Source organism: Planotetraspora mira, assembly GCF_016863275.1.
In the GTDB taxonomy this organism is placed as follows: Bacteria; Actinomycetota; Actinomycetes; order Streptosporangiales; family Streptosporangiaceae; genus Planotetraspora; species Planotetraspora mira.
Genome location: NZ_BOOO01000022.1, coordinates 47,832 through 74,493, shown reverse-complemented (window position 1 = coordinate 74,493; position 26,662 = coordinate 47,832). Strand labels below are relative to the sequence as shown.

At 69.1% G+C, this 26,662-nt stretch carries 28 protein-coding genes, 1 tRNA gene and 2 riboswitches; of the genes, 17 read left to right on the top strand and 12 right to left on the bottom strand.

The features are described from left to right. The first annotated feature begins 9 nt into the window (after positions 1–9). From Pmi06nite_RS21660 to Pmi06nite_RS21650, 3 genes are all read left to right on the top strand, one after another. A complete protein-coding gene (locus tag Pmi06nite_RS21660) occupies positions 10–423 on the top strand; it encodes a M67 family metallopeptidase (RefSeq protein WP_203954893.1) in 414 nt (137 codons plus the stop codon). A 206-nt stretch (positions 424–629) separates the two neighbouring features. Next, a complete protein-coding gene (locus tag Pmi06nite_RS21655) occupies positions 630–908 on the top strand; it encodes a MoaD/ThiS family protein (protein WP_203954892.1) in 279 nt (92 codons plus the stop codon). Between the two features lie 11 nt (positions 909–919). Further along, positions 920–1,867 (top strand): PLP-dependent cysteine synthase family protein, encoded by a 948-nt coding sequence (locus tag Pmi06nite_RS21650; RefSeq protein ID WP_203954891.1) that lies wholly within the window; start codon positions 920–922, stop codon positions 1,865–1,867. 206 nt (positions 1,868–2,073) lie between these two features. On the opposite strand, the gene Pmi06nite_RS21645 is transcribed toward Pmi06nite_RS21650, so the two are convergent. Then, positions 2,074–3,681, bottom strand: a complete 1,608-nt coding sequence (locus tag Pmi06nite_RS21645) for a DUF3352 domain-containing protein (protein ID WP_203954890.1) — start codon at positions 3,679–3,681, stop codon at positions 2,074–2,076. A 168-nt stretch (positions 3,682–3,849) separates the two neighbouring features. On the opposite strand from Pmi06nite_RS21645, the gene Pmi06nite_RS21640 reads away from it, so the two are divergent. The 8 genes from Pmi06nite_RS21640 (at position 3,850) to Pmi06nite_RS21605 (ending at position 11,751) form a co-directional block, all read left to right on the top strand. After that, the gene (locus Pmi06nite_RS21640) at positions 3,850–4,644 is read left to right on the top strand and encodes a thioesterase family protein (RefSeq protein WP_203954889.1); all 795 of its coding nucleotides are present in this window, start codon (positions 3,850–3,852) and stop codon (positions 4,642–4,644) included. A gap of 238 nt (positions 4,645–4,882) precedes the next feature. Continuing rightward, positions 4,883–5,710, top strand: a complete 828-nt coding sequence (gene murI, locus Pmi06nite_RS21635; RefSeq protein WP_239114095.1) for a glutamate racemase — start codon at positions 4,883–4,885, stop codon at positions 5,708–5,710. Then, complete coding sequence (locus tag Pmi06nite_RS21630) at positions 5,707–6,459, top strand: MBL fold metallo-hydrolase (protein ID WP_203954888.1); 753 nt, start codon at positions 5,707–5,709, stop codon at positions 6,457–6,459. Before murI ends, Pmi06nite_RS21630 begins: the two co-directional genes overlap by 4 nt. 5 nt (positions 6,460–6,464) lie before the next feature. After that, complete coding sequence (rph, locus tag Pmi06nite_RS21625) at positions 6,465–7,193, top strand: ribonuclease PH (protein WP_203954887.1); 729 nt, start codon at positions 6,465–6,467, stop codon at positions 7,191–7,193. Next, complete coding sequence (gene rdgB / locus Pmi06nite_RS21620; RefSeq protein WP_203954886.1) at positions 7,190–7,792, top strand: RdgB/HAM1 family non-canonical purine NTP pyrophosphatase; 603 nt, start codon at positions 7,190–7,192, stop codon at positions 7,790–7,792. Before rph ends, rdgB begins: the two co-directional genes overlap by 4 nt. Positions 7,793–7,838: 46 nt before the next feature. Beyond that, positions 7,839–9,551, top strand: coding sequence for a molybdopterin-dependent oxidoreductase (locus tag Pmi06nite_RS21615; protein WP_239114094.1), 1,713 nt, complete (start codon positions 7,839–7,841; stop codon positions 9,549–9,551). A gap of 125 nt (positions 9,552–9,676) precedes the next feature. Continuing rightward, the gene (locus Pmi06nite_RS42015) at positions 9,677–11,488 is read left to right on the top strand and encodes a toxin glutamine deamidase domain-containing protein (protein ID WP_239114093.1); all 1,812 of its coding nucleotides are present in this window, start codon (positions 9,677–9,679) and stop codon (positions 11,486–11,488) included. Continuing rightward, positions 11,488–11,751, top strand: coding sequence for a PepSY domain-containing protein (locus tag Pmi06nite_RS21605; RefSeq protein ID WP_203954885.1), 264 nt, complete (start codon positions 11,488–11,490; stop codon positions 11,749–11,751). Before Pmi06nite_RS42015 ends, Pmi06nite_RS21605 begins: the two co-directional genes overlap by 1 nt. A gap of 9 nt (positions 11,752–11,760) precedes the next feature. On the opposite strand, the gene Pmi06nite_RS21600 is transcribed toward Pmi06nite_RS21605, so the two are convergent. The 4 genes from Pmi06nite_RS21600 to Pmi06nite_RS21585 form a co-directional block, all read right to left on the bottom strand. Further along, a complete protein-coding gene (locus Pmi06nite_RS21600; RefSeq protein WP_203954884.1) occupies positions 11,761–14,247 on the bottom strand; it encodes an ABC transporter permease in 2,487 nt (828 codons plus the stop codon). A 3-nt stretch (positions 14,248–14,250) separates the two neighbouring features. Further along, positions 14,251–14,994 (bottom strand): ABC transporter ATP-binding protein, encoded by a 744-nt coding sequence (locus Pmi06nite_RS21595; protein WP_203954883.1) that lies wholly within the window; start codon positions 14,992–14,994, stop codon positions 14,251–14,253. 112 nt (positions 14,995–15,106) lie between these two features. After that, positions 15,107–15,772, bottom strand: a complete 666-nt coding sequence (locus Pmi06nite_RS21590; protein ID WP_203954882.1) for a response regulator transcription factor — start codon at positions 15,770–15,772, stop codon at positions 15,107–15,109. Between the two features lie 19 nt (positions 15,773–15,791). Beyond that, complete coding sequence (locus Pmi06nite_RS21585; protein WP_239114092.1) at positions 15,792–16,970, bottom strand: sensor histidine kinase; 1,179 nt, start codon at positions 16,968–16,970, stop codon at positions 15,792–15,794. Between the two features lie 383 nt (positions 16,971–17,353). Between Pmi06nite_RS21585 and Pmi06nite_RS21580 the strand changes: the two genes are divergently transcribed. Further along, positions 17,354–17,530, top strand: coding sequence for a hypothetical protein (locus Pmi06nite_RS21580; protein WP_203954880.1), 177 nt, complete (start codon positions 17,354–17,356; stop codon positions 17,528–17,530). Beyond that, complete coding sequence (locus Pmi06nite_RS21575; RefSeq protein WP_203954879.1) at positions 17,527–17,808, top strand: hypothetical protein; 282 nt, start codon at positions 17,527–17,529, stop codon at positions 17,806–17,808. The genes Pmi06nite_RS21580 and Pmi06nite_RS21575 overlap by 4 nt, the downstream gene beginning before the upstream one ends. A 20-nt stretch (positions 17,809–17,828) precedes the next feature. Here Pmi06nite_RS21575 and Pmi06nite_RS21570 read toward each other — a convergent pair. Together Pmi06nite_RS21570 and bcp are read right to left on the bottom strand one after the other, a co-directional pair. Beyond that, positions 17,829–17,901: transfer RNA gene (locus Pmi06nite_RS21570), tRNA-Leu, on the bottom strand. A 134-nt stretch (positions 17,902–18,035) separates the two neighbouring features. Then, on the bottom strand, positions 18,036–18,503 hold the full coding sequence (gene bcp / locus Pmi06nite_RS21565; RefSeq protein WP_203954878.1) for a thioredoxin-dependent thiol peroxidase: 468 nt from the start codon (positions 18,501–18,503) through the stop codon (positions 18,036–18,038). A gap of 133 nt (positions 18,504–18,636) precedes the next feature. Here bcp and Pmi06nite_RS21560 point away from each other — a divergent pair, with 133 nt between their 5' ends. Continuing rightward, positions 18,637–18,957, top strand: coding sequence for a DUF3618 domain-containing protein (locus Pmi06nite_RS21560; protein ID WP_203954877.1), 321 nt, complete (start codon positions 18,637–18,639; stop codon positions 18,955–18,957). A gap of 557 nt (positions 18,958–19,514) precedes the next feature. On the opposite strand, the gene Pmi06nite_RS21555 is transcribed toward Pmi06nite_RS21560, so the two are convergent. Continuing rightward, complete coding sequence (locus tag Pmi06nite_RS21555) at positions 19,515–20,690, bottom strand: amino acid deaminase/aldolase (RefSeq protein ID WP_203954876.1); 1,176 nt, start codon at positions 20,688–20,690, stop codon at positions 19,515–19,517. 200 nt (positions 20,691–20,890) lie between these two features. Between Pmi06nite_RS21555 and Pmi06nite_RS21550 the strand changes: the two genes are divergently transcribed. Continuing rightward, positions 20,891–21,490 (top strand): DUF6286 domain-containing protein, encoded by a 600-nt coding sequence (locus Pmi06nite_RS21550; RefSeq protein WP_203954875.1) that lies wholly within the window; start codon positions 20,891–20,893, stop codon positions 21,488–21,490. 2 nt (positions 21,491–21,492) lie between these two features. Further along, positions 21,493–21,969, top strand: a complete 477-nt coding sequence (locus Pmi06nite_RS21545; protein WP_203954874.1) for a hypothetical protein — start codon at positions 21,493–21,495, stop codon at positions 21,967–21,969. Positions 21,970–21,974: 5 nt separating this feature from the next. On the opposite strand, the gene Pmi06nite_RS21540 is transcribed toward Pmi06nite_RS21545, so the two are convergent. The 3 genes from Pmi06nite_RS21540 to gcvT form a co-directional block, all read right to left on the bottom strand. Continuing rightward, the gene (locus Pmi06nite_RS21540) at positions 21,975–23,345 is read right to left on the bottom strand and encodes an L-serine ammonia-lyase (RefSeq protein WP_203954873.1); all 1,371 of its coding nucleotides are present in this window, start codon (positions 23,343–23,345) and stop codon (positions 21,975–21,977) included. A gap of 65 nt (positions 23,346–23,410) precedes the next feature. Further along, positions 23,411–23,800, bottom strand: a complete 390-nt coding sequence (gcvH, locus tag Pmi06nite_RS21535) for a glycine cleavage system protein GcvH (protein ID WP_203954872.1) — start codon at positions 23,798–23,800, stop codon at positions 23,411–23,413. Then, positions 23,797–24,912 (bottom strand): glycine cleavage system aminomethyltransferase GcvT, encoded by a 1,116-nt coding sequence (gcvT, locus tag Pmi06nite_RS21530; protein ID WP_203954871.1) that lies wholly within the window; start codon positions 24,910–24,912, stop codon positions 23,797–23,799. Before gcvT ends, gcvH begins: the two co-directional genes overlap by 4 nt. A 44-nt stretch (positions 24,913–24,956) precedes the next feature. Further along, positions 24,957–25,052: riboswitch (glycine riboswitch) on the bottom strand. Further along, positions 25,053–25,150, bottom strand: a riboswitch (glycine riboswitch). Between the two features lie 240 nt (positions 25,151–25,390). Here gcvT and Pmi06nite_RS21525 point away from each other — a divergent pair. After that, positions 25,391–25,909 carry a hypothetical protein gene (locus Pmi06nite_RS21525; RefSeq protein ID WP_203954870.1) on the top strand — a complete coding sequence of 173 codons (519 nt, stop codon included), beginning with the start codon at positions 25,391–25,393 and terminating at the stop codon, positions 25,907–25,909. A 22-nt stretch (positions 25,910–25,931) separates the two neighbouring features. On the opposite strand, the gene Pmi06nite_RS21520 is transcribed toward Pmi06nite_RS21525, so the two are convergent. Then, a complete protein-coding gene (locus Pmi06nite_RS21520; protein WP_203954869.1) occupies positions 25,932–26,624 on the bottom strand; it encodes a gamma-glutamyl-gamma-aminobutyrate hydrolase family protein in 693 nt (230 codons plus the stop codon). Positions 26,625–26,662: the final 38 nt, after the last annotated feature.

Below are 26,662 nucleotides of genomic sequence, written 5' to 3'. Positions count from 1 at the left end.
CTTTCCCGCATGCTGACGATTTCCCGTGAGCTTGTCGACGCCATCGTGGCTCACGCGCGTGCGGACCATCCGGACGAGGCCTGCGGCGTCGTGGCCGGGCCTGAGGGGTCCGACCGCCCCGAGCGGTTCATCCAGATGGACAACGCCGAGCGTTCCCCGACGTTCTACCGGTTCGACTCCCACGAGCAGTTCCGCGTCTGGCGCGACATGGACGACCGCGACGAGGTGCCGGTGGTGATCTACCATTCGCACACCGCGACCGAGGCCTACCCCTCGCGTACGGACATCAGCTACGCCTCCGAGCCGGACACGCACTACGTCCTGGTCTCCACGGCCTACGACGAGCCGCAGTTCCGCTCCTACCGGATCGTCGACGGCGTCGTGACCGAGGAGGACGTCAAGATCGTCGAGGCCTACGGCTAGACTTGCCGCATGCCTCGCGACGACATCCGTACCGTGTCGTCCCGCGTTGCCCTGCAGAGGTTCCTTTTCGCGCACACCCCCTCCGTCGTCGTCTACGACTGTCGCTGAGAATCCGTCCCGGACGGAATCCCGCCCCGCCTGACCATGTTCCAATCAGGTGGGTGTCCAACATCATGACGACCACCGATCAAGGAGACTGAGCCGCGATGGCCATCGAGGTTCGCATTCCGACCATCCTGCGTAACTACACCGACGGCGCCAAGGCCGTGGACGCGAAGGGCGCCACGCTCGCCGAGCTGATCGGCGACCTGGAGGCGCGTCACCCGGGCCTCAAGGAGCGCCTGGTGGACGACGCCGGCCTGCGCCGCTTCGTCAACGTCTACCTGAACGACGAGGACGTCCGCTTCCTCGGCGGGCTCGGCACGCCGGTCGCCGACGGCGACACCGTGACGGTGCTGCCCGCCGTGGCCGGCGGCGCCCGCTAGGGCCGCGCGCCATGCGCTTCGATTCGCTGGTCGACTCGGTGGGGCGCACACCGCTCGTCGGGCTTCCCCGGCTCTCGCCGTCCGATGACGTGCGGGTCTGGGCCAAGCTCGAGGACCGGAACCCCACCGGGTCGATCAAGGACCGGCCCGCCCTGTGGATGATCGAGCAGGCGGAGAAGGACGGCCTGCTCACGCCCGGGTGCACGATTCTCGAGCCGACCTCGGGCAACACCGGCATCTCCCTCGCGATGTCGGCCCGCCTCAAGGGATACCGGCTCATCTGCGTCATGCCGGAGAACACCTCGGAGGAACGCCGGCAACTCCTTCGCATGTACGGCGCGGAGATCATCTCCTCGCCGGCGGCGGGAGGGTCGAACGAGGCCGTCCGGGTCGCCAAGGGGCTGGCGGCGGAGCATCCCGACTGGGTGATGCTCTACCAGTACGGCAACCCGGCCAACTGGCGGTCCCACTACGAGTCGACCGGTCCGGAGATCCTCGAGGACCTTCCGACGGTGACGCACTTCGTGGCCGGGCTCGGCACCACGGGCACCCTGATGGGCGTCGGACGCTACCTGCGCGAGCACGTCCCGGGGGTGCAGATCGTCGCCGCCGAGCCGAGGTACGGCGAGTTGGTGTACGGCCTGCGCAACGTCGACGAGGGCTTCATCCCCGAGTTGTACGACGAGTCCGTCCTGACCACCCGTTACTCGGTGACGGCGGCCGACGCCCTGCGCAGGACGCGGGAGTTGCTGGCCGTCGAGGGCATCTTCGCCGGCATCTCGACGGGGTGTGCCCTGCACGCCGCGCTCGGGCTGGCGCGCAAGGCCGTACAGGCGGGGGAGCGGGCGGACATCGCCTTCATCGTCGCCGACGGGGGCTGGAAGTACCTGTCCACCGGAGCCTACGAAGGCACCCTGGACGAAGCCGAAGACCGCCTCGACGGCCAACTCTGGGCGTGATCATGCACACATTCGGTGAAACGCCTTTTGACCTGGCCTTTCATCGAGCGTGATCATGCGCGGATTCGGCGAAGTCGGCCATGACGTGGGCATTCGCCTTTCGTGATCATGCACGTGGCACATGGAAGCGGACGACCCCGGCATGTGATCGGATCACATGCCGGGGTCGTGGCGTTCCCGGGCCAGCTGAAACGTCAGCTGAACGATCAGTTGAACAGGACCCGCAGGGTAATGCTGGTTCCGCCCGTGTAGTTCCCGCTCAGCCCGATCGCGCGAAGCACCTGGACGTTGGCCTTCTCCTCGCCCTTCAGGCCGCTGAGGTAGAGCGGCTCGAGCTTGTCGAGGTCGACGTACATGGCGTAGTTGGCCGCGTCCGCGTCCGGAACGGCCAGCTTGAAGGACTCGCTCTCGCCGAGCGTCCCCTTCGTGCCCAGCTTGTCCGCGTACGTCTGCGTGCTCGCCACCACCAGTTGCCCGTCGCCGGGTTTCGTGGCGAGCTGTAGCGGGGCGCCGGACCCGGCGAGGATCCCCTCCAGCTTGGTCACGATCGTCTGCGCCTTGACCGGATCGGTCGTGAGGACCGCTCCGACGTTCGGCTGCTGCGCGTCGAGGCCCTCCTGGTCGAGCGCGATCGTGAGGCTCTTGCCGAGCAGGGTTGCGATGTCATCCGGAACGGAGATGCCGTAGAGCTGCTGGAACTGCTCGAGGCTCTTCGTGACCATCTGGCCGTCCGGGCTCGCCTCCGCCGCCTGCTGGATCTTGGGCCACTGCGCCGCGAACCCGTCGCCGAGGCCGGAGATCGACACGGCGCCCACGGTCGAGGCCGGCAGCTCCGCGATCTTGATCGGCTGCCCCTTGAGGGCGTTCCCGGGACCGCCCCGGGTGATCCCCGTCAGTTCGGCGTAGTCGCCGTCGAAGCGGAGGGCTCCGGCGAAGCGCGTGCCCTTGATCGATTCCAGCGCCGCCGGGCCTGCGGTGGTGGCGGCGCCCGACAAGTCGGCCAGCTTGCCGAGATCCATCCAGAACGACATCACGCCGGGCTCTCCGACGGCAGAGGTGTCATCGCTGAACTGGGCGTTCTGTGACAGCGGCGCCGCCTTGGCGTACCCGTCGGCCGCCGCCTGCGTCTTGGCCAGGATCGCGTAACCGTCGCGGAACGCGAGCCCGAACTCGTCCTTGGCGCCGAGTTTGGCGATGCCCTCTCGTGCCGCGGCCTCGTCCTTCACCTGCACGGCGGCCGCGACGTCGGGCTCCTTGCCGGCGCCGGCGGACAGTACGGCCAGGCCCGCGCGCTCGCCGAGCCAGGGCTCGACGTCCTTGGCGTAGTCGACCTTCGACAGGTCGGGGGAGTCGCCCTTGATGGCCTCGAAGAGGGCCTTGCGCGGATCGTCGTCGCTCAGGGAGTCCTTGATCCCCGGGAACTTCCTGGCGATGGTCAGCAGGGCCACCTTCTGGTTGGCCGCCGGGTCGAGGTCCAGCCGCACATAGGCGATGGCGTTGCCGGGCAGCACCTCCTGCGGCTGTGTTCCCCCACCGCTCAGCTGCGAGAACGCCCATACGCCGCCGCCACCGAGGATGACGACGACGATGGCGGAGATGGCTGCGAGCAGCCAGCCGCGGCCGCGCTTGGCCGGTGCGCCTCCGGTCCCGTCGGGAGCATTGAACCCGAGCTCCTCGGCCTGGCCGTACGGCAGTTGCTGGGTGTGCGCGTCGTTCGCGGCAGCCCGACCGAGCTGTGGTGTCCGGTGTTCGATGGTCCGATCAGGGTCCGGACTCTCCGGGAATGAAGCCCCCGGAGGAGTTTCGGCAGACATAGTTCACGCCCCGTATGCATTTGTCGGATGATCTACCAATTGTGCCAATAAATTGGAGAAACCTTGGCCATAAAGTTGATTGCGTCACATATCCGTGACAAGGCGTGGACCTCCGCTAAAGTACTCACTAGAACAAGGTTCGGTTGAGGCTTTCGTGCGAGGAGCGTTGTGACCAAGTTCGACGAGGCGACGCAGGCGATCAGGGTCGACGACACCACCTATGACGTGTGTCTCGATGACGGATATTCGATCGGCGGGCCCCTGAACGGGGGTTACCTGCTGGCGACCGTCCTGCGGGCGGTGGTCGACGAGTCGCCGCACGCGCATCCGGTGTCCACGAGCGCCCAATTCCTCCGGGCCGTGACGCCCGGACCGGCCACGGTCAGGATCGAGCGGCTCAAGTCGGGCAGGACGGCCACGATGACCCGGGCGACGCTGGTGCAGGACGGCCGGTCCTTCATCGAGACCCTGGTGACGACGGCCACCTTGGATCCGGCCGCCACTCCGGAATGGACGGACGGGCCGGCGAGCCTTATGCCAGATTTGTCCGAATGTGCAAAACTCCCGGACCCCAAGCCCGAATCGAACATGAACCTGAACGCGCAGATGGAGTTGCGATTCGATCCGCCGACGATCGGATGGCTCGCCGGAGAGCCCACCGGCAGGCCGGAGGCGCGGGCCTATTTCCGGATGGCGGAGACGCAGGATCCCGATCCGTTCGTGCTCGCGCTCGCCGTCGACGCACTGCCGCCGGTGGTGTTCTCGGCGGGAGCGCGGGGGTGGGCGCCCACGGTGGAGTTGACGTGGCACCTGCGTGCGCTGCCGGCCCCCGGATGGCTGACCCTCCTGGGCAGCGGAAGGCTGATCAGCGACGGCTGGTTCGACGAGGACGTCGAGGTGTGGGACTCGGCGGGTCGCCTGGTGGCCCAATCTCGGCAGCTCGCGAGGGTGGGACGAGGTTGACCCTTCCGTACGGCCCGGCCGCGCCGGTTCGGATTCCGCGCCTGTTTGCATGATCACGCTGGGTGTTTCCGCTGGTGAGGCCGCTTTCTCCGAACCTGCGCATGATCACGACCGGGATCGTGGCAGGTCAACGGTGCCGTCACCGAATCTGTGCATGATCACGCCCGGGAAGTTCGGGGGGGCGTTGTGAGGATTCTTACCGTGAGTGGCCGTGCATGATCCCCTAACCTTGGGAAGCGTGCCGGACAACAGCGGGGCGATCGGGATCTTCGACAGTGGCGTCGGCGGTCTGACCGTCGCCCGGGCGATCCTCGACCAGCTGCCCCACGAATCGATCTTCTACGTGGCCGACATGGCGCGGCAGCCCTACGGGCCCAAGCGCATCGCCCAGGTCCGGAGGTACGCCCTCGAGGTCATGGACCACCTGGTCGAGCACGACGTCAAGATGCTGGTGATCGCCTGCAACAGCGCCAGCGCCGCCGTGCTCAGGGACGCCAGGGAGCGCTACGGAGTCCCGGTCGTCGAGGTGATCCAGCCCGCCACCCGCCGGGCCGTGCGGGCGACCAGGAACGGCAGAGTCGGCGTGATCGGCACGTGGGCTACGATCGAATCGATGGCCTACCACGACGCCTTCGCCGCCGCGCCGCACGTCGAACTGGTGGGGGTCGCGGCTCCGCTCCTCGTGGACTTCGTCGAGCGGGGCGAGACGATGAGCGAGGAGCTCATCGACGTGATCCGCGGTTATCTGAAGCCCATCCAGGACGCGGGCTGCGACACCCTCATCTTGGGCTGCACGCACTACCCGCTTCTGACGGGCGCCCTGTCCTACGTCGCGGGAGACGCGGTCACCCTCGTGTCGAGCGCCGAGGAGACCGCCAAGGACGTCTATCGCATCCTGCACGACCGGGGGCTGGCCGGTGGAGCGGACGATCCGCTCCACCGCTTCGGGGCCACGGGTGACACCGCTCTGTTCGAGCATCTCGGACAGCGGTTCCTCGGGCCGGAGATCCAGGCGGTCGAGCTCGCGGCGGTCGGCGACGAGTCCGACATCGGGAGGTCCGCGTGAAGTTGACGATCATCGGGTGTTCGGGGAGCTTCCCCGGCCCGGAGAGCCCCTCGTCGTGCTACCTGCTGGAGGCCGAGGGATTCCGGATGCTCCTCGACTTCGGCAACGGTTCGCTGGGGGTCCTGCAGCGCTACGCGGGGATCTACGACGTGGACGCGATCTGCCTGTCGCACCTGCATGCCGACCACTGCCTCGACATGTGCTCCTATCACGTCGTCCGCACGTACTCGCCGGCCGGGCCGCTGCCGCGGGTGCCCGTCCACGCTCCGGCGGGGGCGGCCCAGCGGCTCAACGCCGCGTACGGCATGCCCGACGAACCGGTCATGGAGAAGTCCTTCGACTTCGCGCGGCTCTCGCCCGGCACGCGGGAGATCGGCCCCTTCGAGGTGACGGCCGCGCCGATGAATCATCCCGTCGAGACCTACGGCTTCCGCGTCACCCACGGCGGCCGTTCCGTGGCCTACTCCGCGGACACCGGCGAGTCCGTCGAGCTCGTCAAGCTGGCCCACGACGCCGACGTGCTGCTGTGTGAGGCATCCTTCGTCGACGGCCCGGGCCTCACACCCGGTCTCCATCTCAGCGGACGGCAGGCGGCGGAACACGCGGCCCGGGCCGGGGCGCACACGCTGGTCCTCACCCATCTCGTCCCCTGGAACGACCAGAAGAGGGTGCTGGACGACGCCTCGCGCGGCGGCTTCGCCGGCAGGATGGAGCTGGCTCGGAGTGGCGCCGTCTATGACCTAGGGTGACCCCTATGGCTCGTTCAGATGGACGTCGTCCCGATCAGCTTCGCCCCGTGACCATCACTCGGAACTGGCTCGCGCACGCCGAGGGTTCCGTGCTCGTCGAGTTCGGCGGCACGCGGGTGCTGTGCGCCGCCTCCGTGGAGAGCGGCGTGCCTCGATGGCGTAAGGGCAGCGGCCTCGGCTGGGTGACGGCCGAGTACGCCATGTTGCCCCGCGCCACGAACACGCGCGGTGACCGTGAGTCGGTCCGCGGCAAGATCGGTGGCAGGACCCACGAGATCTCGCGGCTGATCGGCCGTTCGCTGCGTGCCTGCGTGGACTACAAGGCGCTGGGCGAGAACTCGATCATCCTCGACTGCGACGTGCTGCAGGCCGACGGTGGCACGCGGACGGCCGCGATCACCGGGGCCTACGTCGCGCTCGCCGACGCCGTGGCCTGGATGCGCAAGCGCAAGATGTGCCCGGGAGACCCGCTGGTCACCTCGGTCGCGGCGGTCTCCGTCGGCGTCCTCGGCTCGGAGCCGCTGCTTGACCTCTGCTACACCGAGGACGTCAAGGCCGAGACCGACATGAACGTGGTGATGACCGGCGGCGGCGACTTCGTCGAGGTGCAGGGCACCGCCGAGGGGGCGCCCTTCGACCGGGTGATGCTGAACGGCCTGCTCGACCTGGCAGCCGGCGGCTGCGCGGAGCTGACCCGCCTGCAGGCCGAGGCGCTCGCGGCGGCGGCCGAATGAACAAGGTGGTTCTGGCGACCAGGAACGCCGGCAAGATCGTGGAGCTCCGCAGGATCCTGGAGGAGTCCAGCCTGCCGATCGAACTCGTGGGGCTCGAGGACTTCCCGGACATCGCCGACGTGGCCGAGACGGGCCTGACGTTCGCCGAGAACGCGCTGCTCAAGGCACACGCCGTAGCGAGGGAGAGCGGCCTGCCCGCCGTCGCCGACGACTCCGGGCTCTGCGTCGACGCCCTGAACGGCATGCCGGGGATCTTCTCCGCCCGCTGGTCCGGCACGCATGGTGACGACGTCGCCAACCTGTGGCTCCTCCTGGCCCAGATCTCGGACGTCCCCGACGGCCGTCGCCAGGGCCACTTCGCCTGTACGGCCGCGCTCGCGCTGCCTTCGGGTGAGGAGCACGTGGTGGAGGGGGCCATGCACGGCCACATCATCCGTGAGCCCAGGGGCGCCAACGGCTTCGGTTACGACCCGATCTTCGTTCCGGACGGCGAGAGCCGTACGACGGCGGAGATGTCAGCGGGAGAGAAGGACGCGATCAGCCATCGAGGCCGGGCTTTCCGCGCCCTCGTGCCGGTCATCGAAGCGGTCGTTCTGTAATCCACCCGTAAGACCTTCCGGTACGAGTGGGGCGTAGCGTTCGACTGTGAACAAGGACGACGGCGGCTCTCGCCTGCCCTGGTGGGCGGCGGCCCTGATCGGGGTCGTCGCGGGAGCGGTGGCGCTCGGCGTGGCCCAACTCGCGGCCGGACTGACCAACGCGAGTGCGTCACCGGTGATCGCGGTCGGCGGCGCGGTGGTCGACCGGACCCCGCCCGCGCTCAAAGACTGGGCCATCAGGAACTTCGGGTCGAACGACAAGCTGGTCCTGATCAGCGGCATCGTCGTGGTCCTGGCTCTGATCGCCGCGGGTCTCGGCGTGATCTCCCGCCGGCGGATCGGCTACGGCATGACGGGGCTGCTGCTGTTCGGCCTCGTCGGAGCGGGGGCCGCGGCCACCAGGCCGGACTCGGGGCCGTTCGACATCCTGCCGTCCCTCATCGGTGTGGGCGCGGGAGCGTGGGCGCTCTCCCTGCTGTTCCGCCGGGTGGAGTCGAACGACTGGGACGACCTTCCGGAGGAGTATCCGGCCGCGGCCGGCACGTCGGCGTGGACGACCGACCCGGAGCACCCGGCGCGCGACACGGACGAGGGGGAGCCGGACCCGAACGAGCAGGACGGGAACGAGCCGGTCCCGCAGCCCGCGGAGATGCCGCCCGTGATGCGGGCGGGCGACGACCTCTACACGTTCGACCGGCGGCGCCTGCTGACCGGTGTGGCCGTGGGGGTGGGGGTCGCCGGAGTCGCCGGGTTCGGTGGGCGCCTGCTCGGGGCCTCCAAGGACGTGGACCTCGCCAGGAGGACCGTCGCGAAGACGCTGCCACGGCCGGCCGTCGCGGCCAAGCCGATCCCGGCGGGTGCGGACCTGCACCTCAAGGACCTGTCGCCCTTCATCACACCCAACCGCGACTTCTATCGGGTGGACACCGCCCTGGTCGTCCCCTCGGTCGATCCGACCGACTGGACGCTGAAGATCCACGGACTGGTCGACAAGCCGGTCGAGCTCACCTTCGACGACCTGCTCAGGCGTCCCCTGATGGAGGCGGACGTCACGCTGACCTGTGTGTCCAACGACGTCGGCGGGCCGTACGTGGGCAACGCCCGCTGGCTCGGCGCGCGCCTGGCCGACGTGCTCAGAGACGCGGGGATCAGGTCGGGCGCCGACATGCTGCTGAGCGTGTCGCAGGACGGCTTCACCTGCGGCACCCCCGTCGACGTGGTCATGGACGGCAGGGACGCGCTGCTCGCCGTCGCGATGAACGGCGAGGTGCTGCCGGCCGCGCACGGGTTCCCCGTCCGCCAGGTCGTCCCCGGCCTGTACGGCTACGTGTCCGCCACGAAGTGGATCACCGAGATCAAGGTGACGCGGTTCGACCAGGACGAGGCCTACTGGACACCACGCGGCTGGTCTCCGCTGGGCCCGATCAAGACGGAGTCCCGGATCGACGTCCCGCGGGACGGTGACGCCGTACCGCACGGCCCGACCATAATCGCCGGAGTCGCCTGGGCCCAGCACAAGGGGATCTCCGCGGTGGAGGTCCAGGTGGACGGAGGCGAGTGGCGGGAGGCGAAGCTCGCCGCCGTGAACGGCCCGGACACCTGGAGGCAGTGGTCGATCGAGACCGACCTCGCCCCCGGAAAGCGGGTCATCACGGTCCGCGCGACCGATGCGAGCGGTTACACCCAGACGCCGAATTATGCTCCGCCCGCTCCTGATGGCGCGACGGGCCACCACGCCATCGGCGTTCTGGTCGGATGAACCTGGACGAACACCGCTGAAGGCCACCGGCGTTCCTTCTGGACTTGGGAAAGGCGCTGTGACGGCGGTGAGGCCGCCTCTACCATCGGCACCCTGATTACGTGTCAGGGAGGGGGCCGCAGCACGTGACTCAGGAGACGACTCGCAGGCATGCCCGGTGGCGGTTGCCGACCGGTGTCTACAACCCGATCGTGAGCGCAGACGGGCGTAGGTGGCGCGATTACGAGAAGGCCGCGGAGACTCCGGCGTCCGGGGAGAACCGGCACCTCGACGATCGCCACGTGGAGGATCTCTGCACGGAAGGTCGCGGCCAGGAGAATCGTCACGCCGAGGTGCGTGCGGTCGTCCTGCCGGACGGCCTGGCGAACAGCGTGGCCGGCGGCGTGGTGAACGGTCCGGCGAAGAGCATGGCGAACGGCCTGACCAACGCGACGTCCAACGGCACGTCGAACGGCACGTCGAACGGGCTGCTGAGCGGCCTGCTCAACGGTTTGACGAAGGGTGCGCGGAACGGCCTGGTGAAGGGAGCGTCCCATGCCCTGCTGGCCGGCACGCCGAACGGCCCGAGCGAGACCTCGGGCGACAGTCTGGCTGACGGCCTGAATGCCGGTCTGAACGGCGGCCGGAATCACGGCCCGAATCACGGCCTGGATGACGGTGCGGCGGCGGTCACGGACGCGGCCGAGGGCGCCGTCGGCGCGGCACCGGATGCCACGGATGCCACGGACGACACGGACGACACCGCCACCCACACGCCGGAGGGGGCCGCGTTCGCAGCCGATCCGGTGAGCGAGGCGATCGCCGACGCGGCCGTACAGCCGGGAAGGCAGTCCGAAGCGCAGTCGGGAAGGCAGTTCGAAGCACAGCCGCGAACGCAGGTCGACGCACAGTCGGGGACGCAGGCCGAAGCACAGGCTGAAGTGCCGGCTGAGGCATCGGCTCCGGCACCTGTTGAAGGGCCCGTTGAGGCCGTTGCCGCGGTGCCGGTCGAGGCGCCGGCTCCGGCTCCGGCGTCGGCACTGCCGCACGCGCCCGCCTCCGACGGGGAGGGCCTGGCAGACCCGTCGCCGGTCGTGTCGGCCGAGGGCGTGGTCGCTGAGACCGCCGCACCCGATGCTGGCATTCCGGTTTGGGGAGAACGTCCGAAATGGGGCCAGGGCCCGGCGCGGTCAGACGTCGCGTCGCGGTCAGATGTTGCGCCGCGGTCAGACGTCGCACCGCAGTCGGACGTCCCGGCGCGGGGACAGAGTCCTGCGCGGGAACCGGCCGGATCCCGGGTCCTGGGCGACGCGGGCGAGAACCTCGAGCCTGACTGGTTCGACAGTGTCCGCAGGCCACCGCGGCTGGAGGCGACGCGTCCGTACGGCAAGCCGGGCGGGCTCGCGGAGTCGAGGCCCGGGACCGAGGAGATCCTCGCCCAGGAGAGTCTCGTCCAGGCGGTCAGCGGGCGCTTCCCCGATCCACGGGGCATGTGGATCCGCCTGATCAACGCGGAAGGGCCGACGGAGGACCCGTTCAGGTCGACGAACGCCGTCGACTGCGCGCTCGCCGTCATGTCGACCTGGCACGGGGAACCGGTCGTGGCCGCACGCCGTCAGCCTGAGTTCGACGCGGGGGGAAAGCCGCTCCTGACCGGTGAGACCGGGGGAGTGGCCCGCGCCGAGCAGTGGCTGGGGCATCGGTTCGAGTATGTCGGGCACGGCCGTCGCGCCTACGTGGCCATCGCGCAGCGCCTGGTCTTCGGAGGTCACGGGGCGAGCGCGATGCTCATCACCCGCTGGCCGGGTGGTGGGAGCCACGCATGGAACGCCGTGAACTGCCGGGACGAGGTCCTGTGGATCGACGCGCAGCGGGGTCACATGGCGGTCGAACCGCCGTACGAGGTCGTCACCGGGGTCTTCTGCGTGGTCATCGACCGGGAAGGGCAGCGCCTTTGATGGTCTCGCCCGACCAGGCGCGGGAGCTGGCGGAGCGCTATTTCGGTGATCGCGGCTCCGAGGCGGAGATGCTCGCCTTCGACGGCGGCTACGTGGCCTGGATCGCGGACGACGAGCCGGAGGACCCGACAGTCCCCCCCGAGACGGTGGGGGGCGGCTGCGTCGTCATCGACGGCACGACGGGTGACATCGTCATACGACCACTGCTCGGCCCGAACGACGTGGCCGAGCAGTGGCCCACCCCCCTCCCCCCACCTGCGTGATCACGCGTTTCAGTCGCTCGCGAGGGAGCCCACGATGGACGTCCGCGCCGCGCGCCTGGCGGGAAGGACGGCCGCCAGCACTCCGGCCAGCCCGGACGCCGCGATGAACAACGCGATCTGCCCGACGGGCAGCCGGAAGCTCACAGACTCCGAGATCGTCGTCGTCGCGGCCCAGCCGTACACGATGCCGAGGACGGTGCCGACGAGGGCGCCGACCAGACCGAGGATCAGCGCCTCGACGGTGAGCATGCCGCGCAGTTGCCCGCGCTTCAGGCCGAGGGCGCGCAGCAGCGCCGACTCACGCGTCCGCTCGTGAACCGACAACGACAACGTGTTCGCGATGCCCAGCAGCGAGATGACGATCGCGAGGCCGAGCAGACCGGTGATCACCGACAATATGCCGTTGATCGCCTCGTCGAACTGACCGCGGATCTCGGTGGAGCTGGTGACCTTCACCGCCGGGTACGGCTGGGTCGCGTCGTCCACGATCGCCCGTGCCTTGTCCAGGTCGGCGCCGTCGGCCGCGGTGATCAGGATCTGGTTGTCGTCCGTCTTCCCGAAGCGCTCGTCGAAGAACTGCTCCGGCACGGTGATCGACGGCAGCAACGACTGTGAGTCGAGGATGGCGACCACACGAAGCGGGGTGGCCTTCTTCGCGGTTCCGACTCTGACGTCGTCGCCCACCTTGATCTTGAGGTGCTCGGCCACATAGTCGGCGATCATGACCGTTCCCGGCTTGAAGCCGTCGGCCGAGCCCGACGTCGCCTTCGGCCGCATAGCGGTCTCGAGCACCGACGACGTCACCGTACCGATGGGGTAGTCCTCGTCGTCGAGCTTGCCCTCGGCCTCCCGGAACTCCGCCACGGTGGCCAGCTCCGGGTGTCCGCGCAACGCCTCCGCGACCGTGTGGGGGACGTCGCCGGTCTGCGCGGCGACCCGGTAGTCGGCGGGGAACTGCGAGTCGAGCTCATGGTCGGCGGTGGCCCGCATGGTCGCGGTGAGGACGGCCATGAACGTCATGAGAGTGACGCCGATGGTGAGGGCGATCGTCGTCGTGGCCGACCGCTTCGGGTTGCGCCGTGAGTTCTCCGTGGCCAGACGGCCCGGCACCCCGAACAGCCGCCCGGGCAGCCAGCCCGCCAGCCCGCTCAGCGGTGTGACGAGCACCGGTCCCAGGATCAGCACGGTGAAGAAGGCCAGCACGCCGCCCGCCATGACGGTCATGAGCGCCGTCTCGTCGGGCTTCGCGGTCACGCCCGCGTACGTCAGTCCGGCGGCGGCCAGCCCGAACAGCACGGCGAAGATGATCCGTACGACGCCGGCGCGGAACGTGTGCTCCTCGGTCTGCGTGCGCAGTGCCGCGACGGGCGCGACCTTGGTGGCCTGGCGGGCCGGGAGCAGGGCCGCGACGACCGTCATGATCAGGCCGGTCGCCAGGCCGATGACGATGGTCTGCGGCGACAACGTCACGGTGCCCGTGGGGACCTCCACGTCCGGTTGGTAGGTCCCCAGCAGGAACACGGCGAGCCATCCCATGCCGAGCCCGGCGGCCAAACCGAGGATCGAGGAGACCAGCCCGACGATGGCCGACTCCAGCACGATCGACCCGAAGACCTGACGCCGGGTCGCCCCGATGCACCGCAGCAGCGCCAGCTCGCGCATGCGCTGGGCGACCAGGATCCCGAAGGTGTTGTAGATCACCAGGCCCGCGACCAGCAGGGCGACGAATCCGAACATCAGCAGGCCGACCTTCAGATAGTCGGTGCTCGCGCCGTTGGACGCCGCCAGATCGGCGGCGCGCTCCTCCCCGGTCTGGACCTTGGCGCCGGACCCGGCGACCGCGGCGACGGCCGTACGGAGACTCTCCCTGGACGGGCCCGCGGTGGTGACGTCGATCTCGGCGTAGCCCGTCGCTCCCGTCATCCGCATCGCGGTCGCCGGGGTGTAGGCGACCGCGCCGCGGGCGGCGAGTGACTGGTCGACGCCGACGTCGAAGGTGCCGACCAGCCGGAACTCGTGCCGGACGTTCTTCTGGTCGAGGACGGAGACGGTGTCCCCGATCCGGAAGCCCTGCGCCCGCGCCGTGCTCGTGTCGACCAGGGCCTCGCCGTCCGACGCCGGCGCCTTGCCGCTGGTGACGTCCAGTCGGTACGAGGGGAACGACACCCCGGCGGTGACGAGTTCGCCGACGGTCTTGCCGTCCTTGCCGATGAGGGGCGCCTCGCCGGACACGACGGGCTGCGCGTCCTTGACGCCGGCGACTGATCCGACCTTGGCGAGCAGGCTCGGGGGAAGCGGGTCCTCGTCCCCCTTTGAGATGACCGCGACGTCGATCTTGTCGGCGGCGGCGGTGAAGGACTGGCTGAAGCCGGCGTCGATCGTGTCGGTGAGCACGAAGGTCCCGGCGATGAAGCCCACGCCGAGGATGATGGCCAGCGAGGTGAGCAGCAGCCGGAGCCGGTGCGCCAGCAGGCCCGTGATGGTGGTCCTGAACACGGGTCAGGCCTCCAGCGCCACGAGCGTGTCGAGGACGGTCTGCGGCGTCGGCTGTTCGAGTTCGCGCACCAGCAGCCCGTCGCGGAGGAACACGACCCTGTCGGCGTAGGACGCCGCGACGGGGTCGTGGGTCACCATCACGATCGTCTGCCCGAGTTCCCGCACCGAGGTGCGCAGGAACGACAACACCTCCGCGCCGCTGCGCGAGTCGAGGTTTCCGGTCGGCTCGTCCGCGAAGATCACTTGGGGTTTGCTGATGAGCGCCCGCGCGACCGCGACCCGCTGCTGCTGCCCGCCGGACAGCTGGCTCGGCTTGTGCCGCAACCGGTCGCGGAGGCCGACCGTGTCGATCACACGGTCGAACAGGGCCTGGTCGGCCTGCCGCCCGGCGATCTGCAACGGCAGCCGGATGTTCTGCTCGGCGGTCAACGTCGGCAGCAGGTTGAACGCCTGGAAGATGAATCCGACGCGGTCACGGCGCAGCAGGGTGAGCCGCTTGTCGTTCAGGCGGGTGATCTCGACGTCGCCGATGGTGACATGGCCGTCCGTCACCGAGTCGAGCCCGGCGAGGCAGTGCATCAGCGTCGACTTGCCGGAGCCCGACGGGCCCATGATCGCGGTGAACGCCTCGGTGGCGAACCCGACGTCGATTCCGCGCAGGGCGTGCACGGCCGCGTCGCCCGTGCCGTACACCTTGGTGAGCCCCTGCGCGGTCACGGCGCTCCGGACACTCGTGATTGTGGTCATGCGAAAACCCTAGGTTCGCGATCATGCGTGCACCTCTGCCGTGCGAAGGGCTTTCTGATCCGTTTGCTGAGGGTCCGTACGGAGGATCTGCGATTTCTGATGTAGTCCCGAGTCAGCCCTGGGAACGATCGGGCGTGACGAGCCCGCTTTCGTACGCGTAGACGACGGCCTGAGCACGGTCACGCAGGCTCAGTTTGGCCAGGATCCGGCCGAGGTGGGTCTTCACAGTCGCCTCCGCCAGCTGCAACTGCTGGGCGATCTCCGAGTTCGACAGTCCCAGGGCCACGTGGTACAGGACTTCACGCTCCCGCGCCGTCAGGGTGTCGTCGTCCCGCTTCAGGGCATCGCCCGCCGGCAGGTGCACGGCGACGCGGTCGAGCAGCCTCCTGGTCGTACTGGGGGCGATCACGGCGTCCCCGGCGTGGACGGAACGGATGGCGCTGATCAGCTCGGGGGGCGGCACGTCCTTGAGCAGGAAGCCCGAGACGCCTGCCTTGATGGCCTCGAAGGCGTACTCGTCCAGGTCGAAGGTGGTCAGCATGAGGACCTTCGGCGAGCCGGGGGACGCGCAGATGAGCCGGGCCGCCTCCACGCCGTCCATGCGGGGCATCCGGACGTCCATCAACACCACGTCGGCCTCGGTCGTGCGCAACGTCTCGATGGCCGCGGCCCCGTCCGCCGCCTCGCCGACGACCTCGATGTCGGGCTGCGCCCCGAGCACCATCCGGAATCCCGTGCGCACCAGTTCCTGGTCGTCGACCACCATCACTCGAATCATCGCCGCCGCTTCCTGTCCGTCATACCGTCACTCCGGTCGGGATCCGCGCGAGCACCTGGAAGCCGCCGCCGGCTTTCGGGCCCGCGTCGATGCTCCCGCCGTACATCGCCGCCCGCTCCCGCATGCCGACCAGTCCGTGTCCGCCCTCTGACGCGATCGCGGCCGCGCCCCTGCCGTCGTCGGAGATCCGCAGCACGACCTCGCCCCTGCCGTACGTCATGTCGACCAGGGCGCGAGCGCCCGGCCCCCCGTGCTTGAGGGTGTTCGTCAGCGCCTCCTGGACGATCCGGTAGATCACCAGCTGTTCTCCCTCCGGGAGCACGTGCGGCACGCCGGAGACGGTGAAGTCGATCGGCAACCCGGAGTCGCCGACCTGCTTCACCAGGTCGCCGAGCTGAGCCACTCCCGGTTGCGGAGCGTACTCCTGCGTGTGGTCCCCCTCCTGCCTGAGCACCCCCACCAGGCGTCGCATCTCCGCGAGCGCCTTGCGCCCCGTCGCCGAGATCGCCTGTACGGCACGGCGCGCCTGCTCCGGGTCGCTGTCGATGGCGTAACCCGCGCCGTCCGCCTGGACCACCATCACGCTGACGTTGTGCGCGACGACGTCGTGCAGCTCACGGGCGATGCGGGTGCGCTCGGCGGCGGCGGCGATCTGCGCCTGCTGGTCCCGCTCACGTTCGGCGCGTTCGGCGCGCTCCACCAGGCTCTCGACGAAGCGCCGCCGGGTGTTCGCGTAGATCCCGGTGACCCAGATGGCCACGACGAACACCGACATGGAGGCGAAGGTCGACGGTTCGAAAGCGGTGTAGCGGGACTGGGCGAGTGCCAGCCCGACCTCCGTCACCAGACCGGCCGCGACGGCCCAGGCGGCGGTGCAGCGGGCGGCCACGGCGTACATCGCGACGAGGACGGCGAGGTTCGCCGGGATCTCGGCCAGACCGGCCAGCCATTGGCCGAAGCTGAGGAGGGCGATGGCCGCGAACACCTCGCGGGGGTGGTTCCTGCGCACCATGAGCGGCGCGAGGAGCGCGATCGTCAGGAACAGGCCCGTCGGCATCCCCACGCGGGAGCCGGCCAGCCACTGGGCTTCGCTGAAGTTCCCGACCGTGGCCAGGCAGAACAGGACGAGCGGTGAGACCGTGAAGGAGTCGATCAGGACGGGGTGACGCCGGGCCCAGGCGCGTGGTCTGCCGAACACGGTTCCAACCATACGTAGTGGCTGCTCAGCGGTGTTCCGCCTTCGGGCTGATCCGGGCGTACGACTCAGGTCGCAGATGCGAGGACGGGGCCTTACGTCGCCTTTACGAAACGAGGACCATCATTATCCCCGGGAGCGCCTCGGTGGGGCGGACAGGAGATCTGTGATGGCGGATCAACATGGAGGGCCGCGCGATGCTGAGGATGAGTCGCGCGTTCCGGGGCCGGGAGAGGGCACCACACCGCTACCTGCCGAGGCGGCTCCCGACCAGACCACGGCGGAGCCAGGCTCCGGATCTGCTGCAGGGTCCGGAGTAGGCTCCGCCGGCCAATCCGCGTTCCAGGCGCCGGGATACGCCTACGGTCCCGGAGGGGCCGGTTGGAGTGCTCCCGGCTGGCGGCCCGCGGCGGGACAGGCTGGGCCCGGAGTCCCTGGTGTTCCACCGGGGGGACCTTCGGGCGCTCCTCGGCTGGGTGGTCCTCAGCCGGGTGGTCCTCAGCCGGGTGGTCCTCAGCCGGGTGGTCCTCGACCCCGGCGGACGGACACCAACCGGCTCGTGATCGTCGGTCTGGTGTGCGCGGTGGTGGGAGCCCTGTTCGGCGGGGGCGTCGTCGCGGTCGGTGACGTCCTGTGGCACCGATTCCACGGCCCGCATTACGGCGTCGTGTGGTCGAACCCCGACCAGGGGCCGCGGCGGATGCCGGGAGACGGCCAGAACGGCCGGCGCTTCGGGCAGGACCAGCCGTCGGACGGCCTGTCCGGATTCTGCCGGCGGACCGACGAGGGAATCCGCTGTGACGGACCCGGAGCGGTACCGAATCCTGCTCCGGCCTCGTAGCCGAATGGCCGGTCACGCAGTGGGGCCGGTGGGATTCGAACCCACGCTGGACGGCACCTAAAGCCGCTGTCTCTGCCGTTGGACTACGGCCCCTGAGCTTCGACGCGCAACGTCGACGGACGGCGCGCTCCCTGTGGCGTCACAGGCAGGCGCCGCCCATCGTACAGGTTGGCTACCGCCAAGGGCCGCCCGTTTTGCGGGGGCCCCTGCCGGTGTGACCGTACGGGTCAGGAGATGCCGAGCTCTTTCACCAGGCGGGCGACATGGCCGGTGGCCTTCACGTTGTAGAGCGCCTTCTCGACCTTGCCGTCGGCGTCGATGACGAAGGTCGAGCGGATGACGCCCAGGATCGTCTTGCCGTAGTTCGTCTTCTCGCCGTAGGCGCCGTACGCCTTGTGCACGTCGAGATCGACGTCGGACAGGAGCGGGAACGTGAGCGCGTCACGCTCGCGGAACTGCTGGAGCTTGGCCGGCTTGTCCTTGGAGACGCCGAGGACCACGAAGCCCTTGGCGGTGAGAGAGCCCAGATTGTCGCGAAAGTCGCAGGCCTGCTTGGTGCAGCCTGGAGTCATCGCCGCTGGGTAGAAATAAAGGATGACGCGCTGGCCACGGAACGACTCGAGCGACACCTCTTCGCCCTCGTCGTCCTTGAGGGTGAATTCGGGCGCAGCGTCGCCGACCTCGAGCCTGCTCATGAATACCTCCCGTGAGGGTGACCCGCGTCGATGTGCGGACAAGCGTCAACCAAACTACCGGTTCGGCCGTTGTGCGGGGTGCGTACCGGACCTGGCAGACTGATCACCTACGGAAACCACAGGAGGGGATCGCATGGCTGACACCGATCCCGATGCGCTGGAACGAGAGATCGAGCGCACCCGGGCCGAGCTGGCTCGCACGGTCGACGCCATCGCGGACCGGGTGAGCCCGAAACGGGTGGCCGAGCGGAGCGTCGCCAAGGTCAAGGCCAACGCCGAACACCTGGTGTCGTCGTTCGGGGATCTCGTGGGGGGTTCCGCATCGCGTTCCGCCGCCGAAATGGAGGGCGAGGAGCGGTACCCGGCGCAGTCCATGGCGCCGGTTCTGATCGGCCTCGGCGCCGTCCTGGTCGTGGGTGCCGCGATCATCCTGCTCCGCCGCCGCAACCGCTGACCGCCCACCCACGCCCCACTCTCCGCGCCCCGCGGAGCGTGGGGCGCGGCGCGTGTCGAGTCGGGCTGTAAGGCGTGATGGAGATGCGTGACGGGGGTGGGGATGAGGATGCGTGATGGGGTGGGGATGGGGATGCGTGATCATGCACAGATTCGTGAAGAGGCCCCCTGACCAGCCCAAACCTCGGGCGTGATCATGCACAGGTTCGTGGATGTCCGGCCTGACCTGGGCGGATCCATTTCGTGATCATGCATGGATTCTTCTGCGTGGCCGTTCACCAGGGAAAACGTGGCTCGTGATCATGCAATCTCAGCTGTGGATCGGAGTCCGAGACCACGGGATGCCACCGCTGTGCATGATCACGCATTGAAGAAACGCAGGTCGGGTGGGTCGCGTCCGAATCCGTGCATGATCACAAATGAAGAACGGCCAGGTCAAGGCCGCAATCTCCGAACCTGTGCATGATCACGCCCGAGGTTTGGGCTGGTCAAGCCACCCATTCACGAACTCGTGCATGATCACGCGGGAGGGGCGGGGTGGGGCGGAGGGGGAGGGGGTTAGAGGAAGGTTTGGCCTTCTCCTCGGTAGGTGGGGACTTCCTCGACTATCCGGTCGCCCTCGATGAGATGCAGGCTGGCGAAGCGCTCGCACAACTCGCCGGCCTTGGCGTGCCGGAACCAGACACGGTCGCCGATCCGCAGGTCATGGGCCGCGTCCCCGACCAGGGGGGTCTGGACCTCGCCCGCACCCTCGTTGGAGTCGTATTTCAGCCCCGCCGGCAGGTGGGGATGCGGCAGCCGATTGGCTCCCGACGGACCTGAGGCCGGATATCCGCCGCCCAGCACCGTCACGACGCCGGGGGACGGCTTACGCACCACGGGCAGGGCGAACAGCGCCGCGGGCCGCCCGCTGAAGCTCCGGTAGAAGTCGAACAGCCGCGGATGGAAGAAGCCCGAGCCGGCCGCCACCTCGGTGATCGCGTGTTCCGCCGCCGTCCGCTCGATGCTGCCCGTGCCCCCGCCGTTGACGAACTCCAGGTCGGCGGCCTGCCGTACGGCCTGCACGACCCGCCCGCGCCGTACGGCGAGTTCCTGGCGGGATCTGGCCTGCATCCACCGGACGACCCGCCCGTACGCGCCGGGGACCCTGTCGCCCACGCCGGCGATCTGCGCCTCGTACGACATGAGGCCCACCAGGCGCATTCCGGGGCGTCCGGCGATGTCCTCGGCGATCCGGGCCGCCTGGTCGGGCTCGCGTATGGGGGAGCGTAAGGCCCCCACGCGCAACTTCCCGCCGAACGCCACAAAGGTCGCGTCCATATCAAGACATATCCGGACCTGGTGAGGAAGGTGGAGGCTTTCGATCAGATCCAGGTGGCCCGGCGAGTCGACCATCACCGCGATCTCTTCGGCGGCGCGGCGGTCGGAGCCGAGCGCGCGGAGGGCGTCGGTGTCCACGGACGGATACGCCACGAGCACGTCACGCAGACCGCATGACACGAGCCAGAGCGCCTCGGGGAGCGTGAACGCCATGATCCCGGCGAAGCCGTCCATGGCGAGGACGCGTTCGAGGACCGCCCGGCTGCGGATCGACTTGCTGGCGACGCGGATCGGCTTGCCGTTCGCCCGGCGAGCCATGTCGGCGCTGTTGGACCTCAGCGCGTCGAGGTCGACCACCGCGAACGGGGGGTGCAACCCGGCCGTGGCCTGGTCGAGACGCTGTCGGTCGTCCATGCCCGCAGCCTAGTACGAATGCGCACAAATTAAATGAGTGCTACTCACGTTAACGAGGCCGCGGCAAAAATTCCGGAGCCGCTCGGCCATGATCGCGCAAGATGGCGGGTGATCGGCTCGCGAGCGCCTCCCGCCGTGTACCCCTGAACAGGTGACTACAGATCGGATCCGATGCTGTGCTGGTCAGAGGTGAGCGGTTGATGAGCGTCGTGCAGGAGATCTTCGCGGGCGCCTCGGCGAAGGGTGACAGCCGGCGTGCCGTACGCCGCAACGCCATCCGCGCGCTGCGGCCGGGCCGTACTCCTGCGGGGATCGTGGTGGCCGCGGTGCTCTCCGTCGGCGCGTGGGCCCTGGCCGTCGAGATCATCGCGACGATCTTCGGCTCGCCCGTCCTGTGGCCGCCGCTGCATCGCCTGATGTCGACGACCTTCGGGGACCCCGCCGTTCCCGGAACCGCCGCGATGATGATCGTTTGCGGCGCCGGCCTGGTGGCCCTCGCCGTGCTGCCCGGGCGGCCCCGGCTGGTGCCCCTGGAGTGCGAGGACCCGCTTCTGGTCATGGGACTGACCCGCGCGGGCCTGAGCAGGACGCTCGCGGTCGCGGCGCAGACGGTCGAAGGCGTCCAGCGGGCCCGGGTGCGGATGTTGCGCGGCCAGATCGAGGTCGTGGTGGTCACCGACGCCAAGGGCACGGGTGAACTGCTCCGCGAGGTCGGTGCGGCCGTGGGCGACCAGCTTTCCGGCCTCGGCGCGCAGTGCCGTCACGAGGTCGTGGTTCGGCTGCGCAGGAGGAGGCTCTGAGGATGCGCGCGCACATGGGGAACCGGGTCGGGCTCGGGATCGTCGGGCTGATCATGGCGCTCGCCGGCGTCGGAGTGCTGGCCGCCCGGGCCGATCATCTCGGCGTACGGATCATCGACCTGTCGTTCTTCGTGCGGAACGCCTGGGCGCGGCCGCTGGCCGCGGCGGCCGCCATACTGATCGCCCTGCTCGTCACGCGCTGGCTGGCGGTCGCCCTCGGCTGGGGGCGCTGCGGGAGCCGTACGGGATCGGGGACGGCGATGCTGGGCGTCGCGATGAAGGGCATCGAGGGCATCAGCAGGATCCAGGTCAGGCTGGTCCGCGACAAGCGGATGCGCGTCCTGGTGTCTCTTCTGCCCCGCGCCGACCTGCACGAGGTGATCGGCCGCCTCGACGGGCAGGCGATCTCACGCGTGCGCGGCGCGGTCGACCGTGAGGAGATCCCGACACTGGTCAGGCTGCACGTCCGGCGGCGCTGACCGGATCAGCACTCGATGACGTTGACGGCCAGGCCGCCGCGGGACGTCTCCTTGTACTTGTCGAGCATGTCCCTGCCGGTGTCCCGCATGGTCTTGATGGCCTTGTCCAGGGCCACGAAGTGACGGCCGTCCCCGCGCAGCGCGATCCTGGCCGCGGCGATCGCCTTGATCGAGGCGACCGCGTTGCGCTCGATGCAGGGGATCTGCACGAGGCCGCCGATCGGGTCGCAGGTCAGCCCCAGGTTGTGCTCGATGCCGATCTCGGCCGCGTTCTCCACCTGCTCGGGAGTGCCGCCCAGCACCTCGGTGAGGCCCGCGGCGGCCATCGAACAGGCCGAGCCGACCTCTCCCTGACAGCCGACCTCCGCACCGGAGATCGAGGCGTTCTCCTTGAACAGCACGCCCATGGCTCCGGCGGTCAGCAGGAACCGGACCACCCCGTCGTCCGCCGCGCCGGGGATGAACCTGGTGTAGTACGACAGGACCGCGGGGATGATCCCCGCCGCGCCGTTCGTGGGAGCCGTGACGATGCGGCCGCCCGCCGCGTTCTCCTCGTTGACGGCGAGGGCGAACAACGTCACCCAGTCCATGGCGCGCAGAGGGTCGGCGTCGGTCTCGCTCTGGAGCCTGCGGTGGAGCTGGTTCGCCCGGCGCTTGACCTTCAGGCCGCCCGGCAGGACGCCCTCGTTGTGGGTGCCCCGCCGTACGCACTCGACCATGACCGACCACAGGTGCAGCAACTGCGCGCGGATCTCCTCCGGCGTACGGCCGAAGGCCTTCTCGTTCTCCAGCATCAGTCCGGAGATGGACAGGCCGGTGTCCGCGCAGTGGGCGAGCAGTTGCGCGGCCGTCGTGAACGGATACGGCAGCACCGTGTCGTCGGGTTTGATCCGATCGGCGCCGGTGGCGTTCTCGTCCACGACGAAGCCGCCGCCGACCGAGTAGTAGACCTTCTCCCGCACGGGGGTGCCTTCGGAGTAGGCCGTGAAGCGCATGCCGTTCGGGTGGTGGGGGAGCGAGAGCTTCCGCTCGAACACCAGGTGGTCACCCACCACGAAGGGCACTTCCTTCGAGCCGAAGAGCCGGACCGTGCCGCTCGACCGCATTTCCCCGAGCATCTCGTCGACGCGGTCGACGTCGACGAGCTCTGGCTTCTCTCCGGACAGGCCGAGCAGCACGGCCTTGTCGCTGCCGTGGCCCTTCCCCGTCAGCCCGAGAGATCCGTAGAGGATGACCCGGACCTCGGTGACCTTCTCCAGCAGGCCGTCCGCATCCAGGCCGCGGGCGAAACGGTGCGCCGCGGCCATCGGGCCGCCCGTATGCGAGCTGGACGGCCCGATTCCCACCTTGAACAGGTCGAACACGCTGATAGCCACTGGTCGGTGTCCTTGAGAGAAGGTCGGTGTCCTGAGAGAAGGTCGGTGTCCTGAGAGAGGGGCTGTCAGGCCTCGGCTGAGGTCAGCGAGGTGTATTCGGCGGAGGTCAGCAGGTCCTCCGGCTCCTCGCCGATCTGCACGCGGAACAGCCAGCCCTCGCCGTACGGGTCGGAGTTGACGAGCGAGGGATCGTCGACGACGGCCGCGTTGACCTCAACGATCTCGCCGGTGACCGGCGCGAAGATGTCGCTCACCGACTTGGTCGACTCGACCTCGCCCACGGCGTCTCCGGTCGTGACCGCCGCGCCGACCTCGGGCACCTGCACGTAGACCACGTCGCCGAGTTGCTCGGCGGCGTAGGCGGTGATGCCGACGGTGACGGTGCGGCCGTCATCGAGCCCGGCGACCCACTCGTGCTCCTTGGTGTAGCTGAGGTCCTCGGGAATGCTGCTCACTTGCTCCTCCTGTAAAAAGGCAGGTCAACGACGTCGACCGGTTCATGGCTGCCACGAATGTCCACGGCCAGGCCGCCCGCTTCCACGGCGCTGCGCGAGACGTACGCCATGGCGATCGGCTTTCCCAGCGACTGCGAAGGCGCGCCGCTGGTCACCTCGCCCACGACCACGCCGTCCCGGGTGACGGGGTAGCCGTGGCGGGGGACCCTGCGGCCGCGCGCGACGAGCCCGACGAGGCGCCGGGCGGTGCCGTCCGGCCCGGCCTCCTGATCCGCCAGGGCGGCCCGTTCGGTGAGGGCCGCGCGCCCGACGAAGTCGCCCGGCTTGTCCAGGCGCACCACCCGGCCGAGCCCGGCGTCGAACGGTGTGAGGTCCGCGGTCAGCTCGTTGCCGTACAACGGCATGCCCGCCTCGAGGCGGAGCGTGTCACGGGCGGACAGGCCCGCGGGTATGAGTCCCAGGCCCGCACCGGCCTCCGTCAGCGCGTTCCACAGCGGCACGGCGTCCTCGTTGCGGACGAACAATTCGAAGCCGTCCTCGCCGGTGTAGCCCGTGCGCGCGATGAGGGCCTCGAACCCGGCGACCGTGGCGGGCAGGCCGGCGTAGTACTTGAGGCCGTCGAGGTCGGCGTCGGTGAGCGTGCGCAGGATCTCGGTGCTCTTCGGCCCCTGGACCGCGACCAGCGCGTAGGAGCCGGACCGGTCCTCCACCCGCGCGTCGTACGGCTCGGCACGCTCGGTCAGCTCGCGCGCGACCATCGAGTAGTTGGAGGCGTTGGCGACGACGAGGAACTCCTCGGTCGCCAGCCGGTAGACGATGAGATCGTCGAGGACTCGGCCGTCCCCGTTCACGATCATGGTGTAGCGGGCGCGTCCGACGTCGAGCGCGCTCAGCCAGCCGACGAGGGCGTAGTCGAGCGCCTGTCCCGCCTCCGGACCGGTGACGAAGATCTCTCCCATGTGGGACAGGTCGAAGAGCCCGGCCGCCGTCCGGACCGCGTTGTGCTCGACCGACTCGCTGCCGTAGCGCAGGGGCATGAGCCAGCCCGCGAAGTCCGTCAGGGTGGCGCCGAGGGCCTCGTGGACCTCGCGCAACGGAGTGGACCGGGACATGAATGCACCTCAGGAGGACGGATGCTGCGTCGGACTATTGGGCATCCTCCCCCTCTGTCATCGGTGCCTGAGAGCTTCGCCCGTCCTTTGCCGGACTTTCACCTTCGGCGAGGCCAGCAGGCCTGCTTTCCAGAGGACACCTGGCCCGCACGGTCCTTTGCCTTGAGAGGTTCGCGGGGAGGGCTTGCTCCTTCAGGGGCCCTGACAGGATGCCAGGACACTCTCCCGCGCGGGATCAATGGTGTTCCGCCAGCCTAGTGGGTGGGGACTGGTCGTGGTAACGCCCGCTGGGCACCTTTTGCGGCGTCGGCCGGTCGCCGGTGCTGGTGGGCCGTCGAAGGCCCGATGGGGCCCGCCGTGTCATGTCGCCTGAATCAGTCGTCGCAAGGGGACCGTGGTGTCCTCATTCTTGACCGTGACTTTGCGTAATCGATTGAACGCAATTAGTATCCGCTCCGTGCCAGGGATCGACCATGAGATGCCAATCGAGCTCATCCACAACGACCCGATGACCGCGGTGGAACTACTGCGGGACGCCGTCGGCGTCCAACCACCCTCGTTCGCCACCGCCGCGGTGGAGTCGGTCGACTTCGCCCAGTTGGCCCCGGTGGAGTTCCGCGCCGACTCGGTCGTGGTGTTGCGCGACGTGGCAGGGGGAGCTCAGCTGGCCCTGATCGTGGAGGTCCAGAAACCGAACTACGTGTTCGCCGTGCTACCGAGCGTGGCACGCAAGCACCTGGAGGAGATCGTGACCACCACCAGCCACGATTACGAGCACATCGCCAGTCAGTATCTGTCGCACTGGGTCGATCAAGGCCGCCAGGAAGGCCGGGCGGAGGGCGAGGGTGCGGCGATCTTGGCTGTGCTCGAGACCCGTGGCCTGGAGATCTCCTCCGACACGCGCGACCGGATCACCCGCTGCGACGACCTGAACATGCTGGAGACCTGGATCCGCCGGGCGGTCACCGTGAGCTCCGCCGACGAGCTCTTCGCCTGAGCTCCATAGCTGAATCCGCGGGTCAGCCGCGCCCAGCCGCGGACACGAGGGCGTCGAACAGGGGGCCGTCCTCGTCGGCCTCGGGGTGCCACTGGACGGCCAGCGCGAACGGGTGGCCGCCGAGTTCGACGGCCTCGATCGTGCCGTCCTCCGATCGGGCGGTGACCTCCAGGCCGTCCGCCAGCCGGTCGACCGCCTGGTGGTGGTAGTGCGCCGGGGTCAGGTGGTCGTCCTGGTAGATCTTGGCCAGCGTCGGCGAGAGCCGTACCGGGACCCGGCCGAAGGTCCCCGGGGCGGGCGAGTGGTCGGTATGGCCGACCACGTCGGGAAGGTGCTGGTGGAGCGAGCCGCCCAGGGCCACGTTGAGGACCTGGAGCCCACGGCAGATGCCGAGGAACGGCAGACCGGAGTCCAGGGTGGCACGCATCAGCCCGAACTCCGCCTCGTCACGAAATTTCCTTACGTATCCGGTCTGTTCGTGCATGCGAGAGCCGTACCGAGCGGGATCGATGTCGCCGCCGCCCGCGATGATCAGGCCATCAAGTCGGCCGGTCAGTTCGGCGGGATCACCCGCGGGCGGGATGATCACCGGTTGCCCGCCGGCCCGCGCGACGTGTTCGACGTACATGTACGGCAGCAGCGCGGTGGTCATGTCCCAGACCGTGAATCTGGCGGGCTCCACGTAGCACGTGATGCCGATGACCGGTCGTGACATGACCACCTCGCGTTGGATCGGATGCCGCCACAGGATGC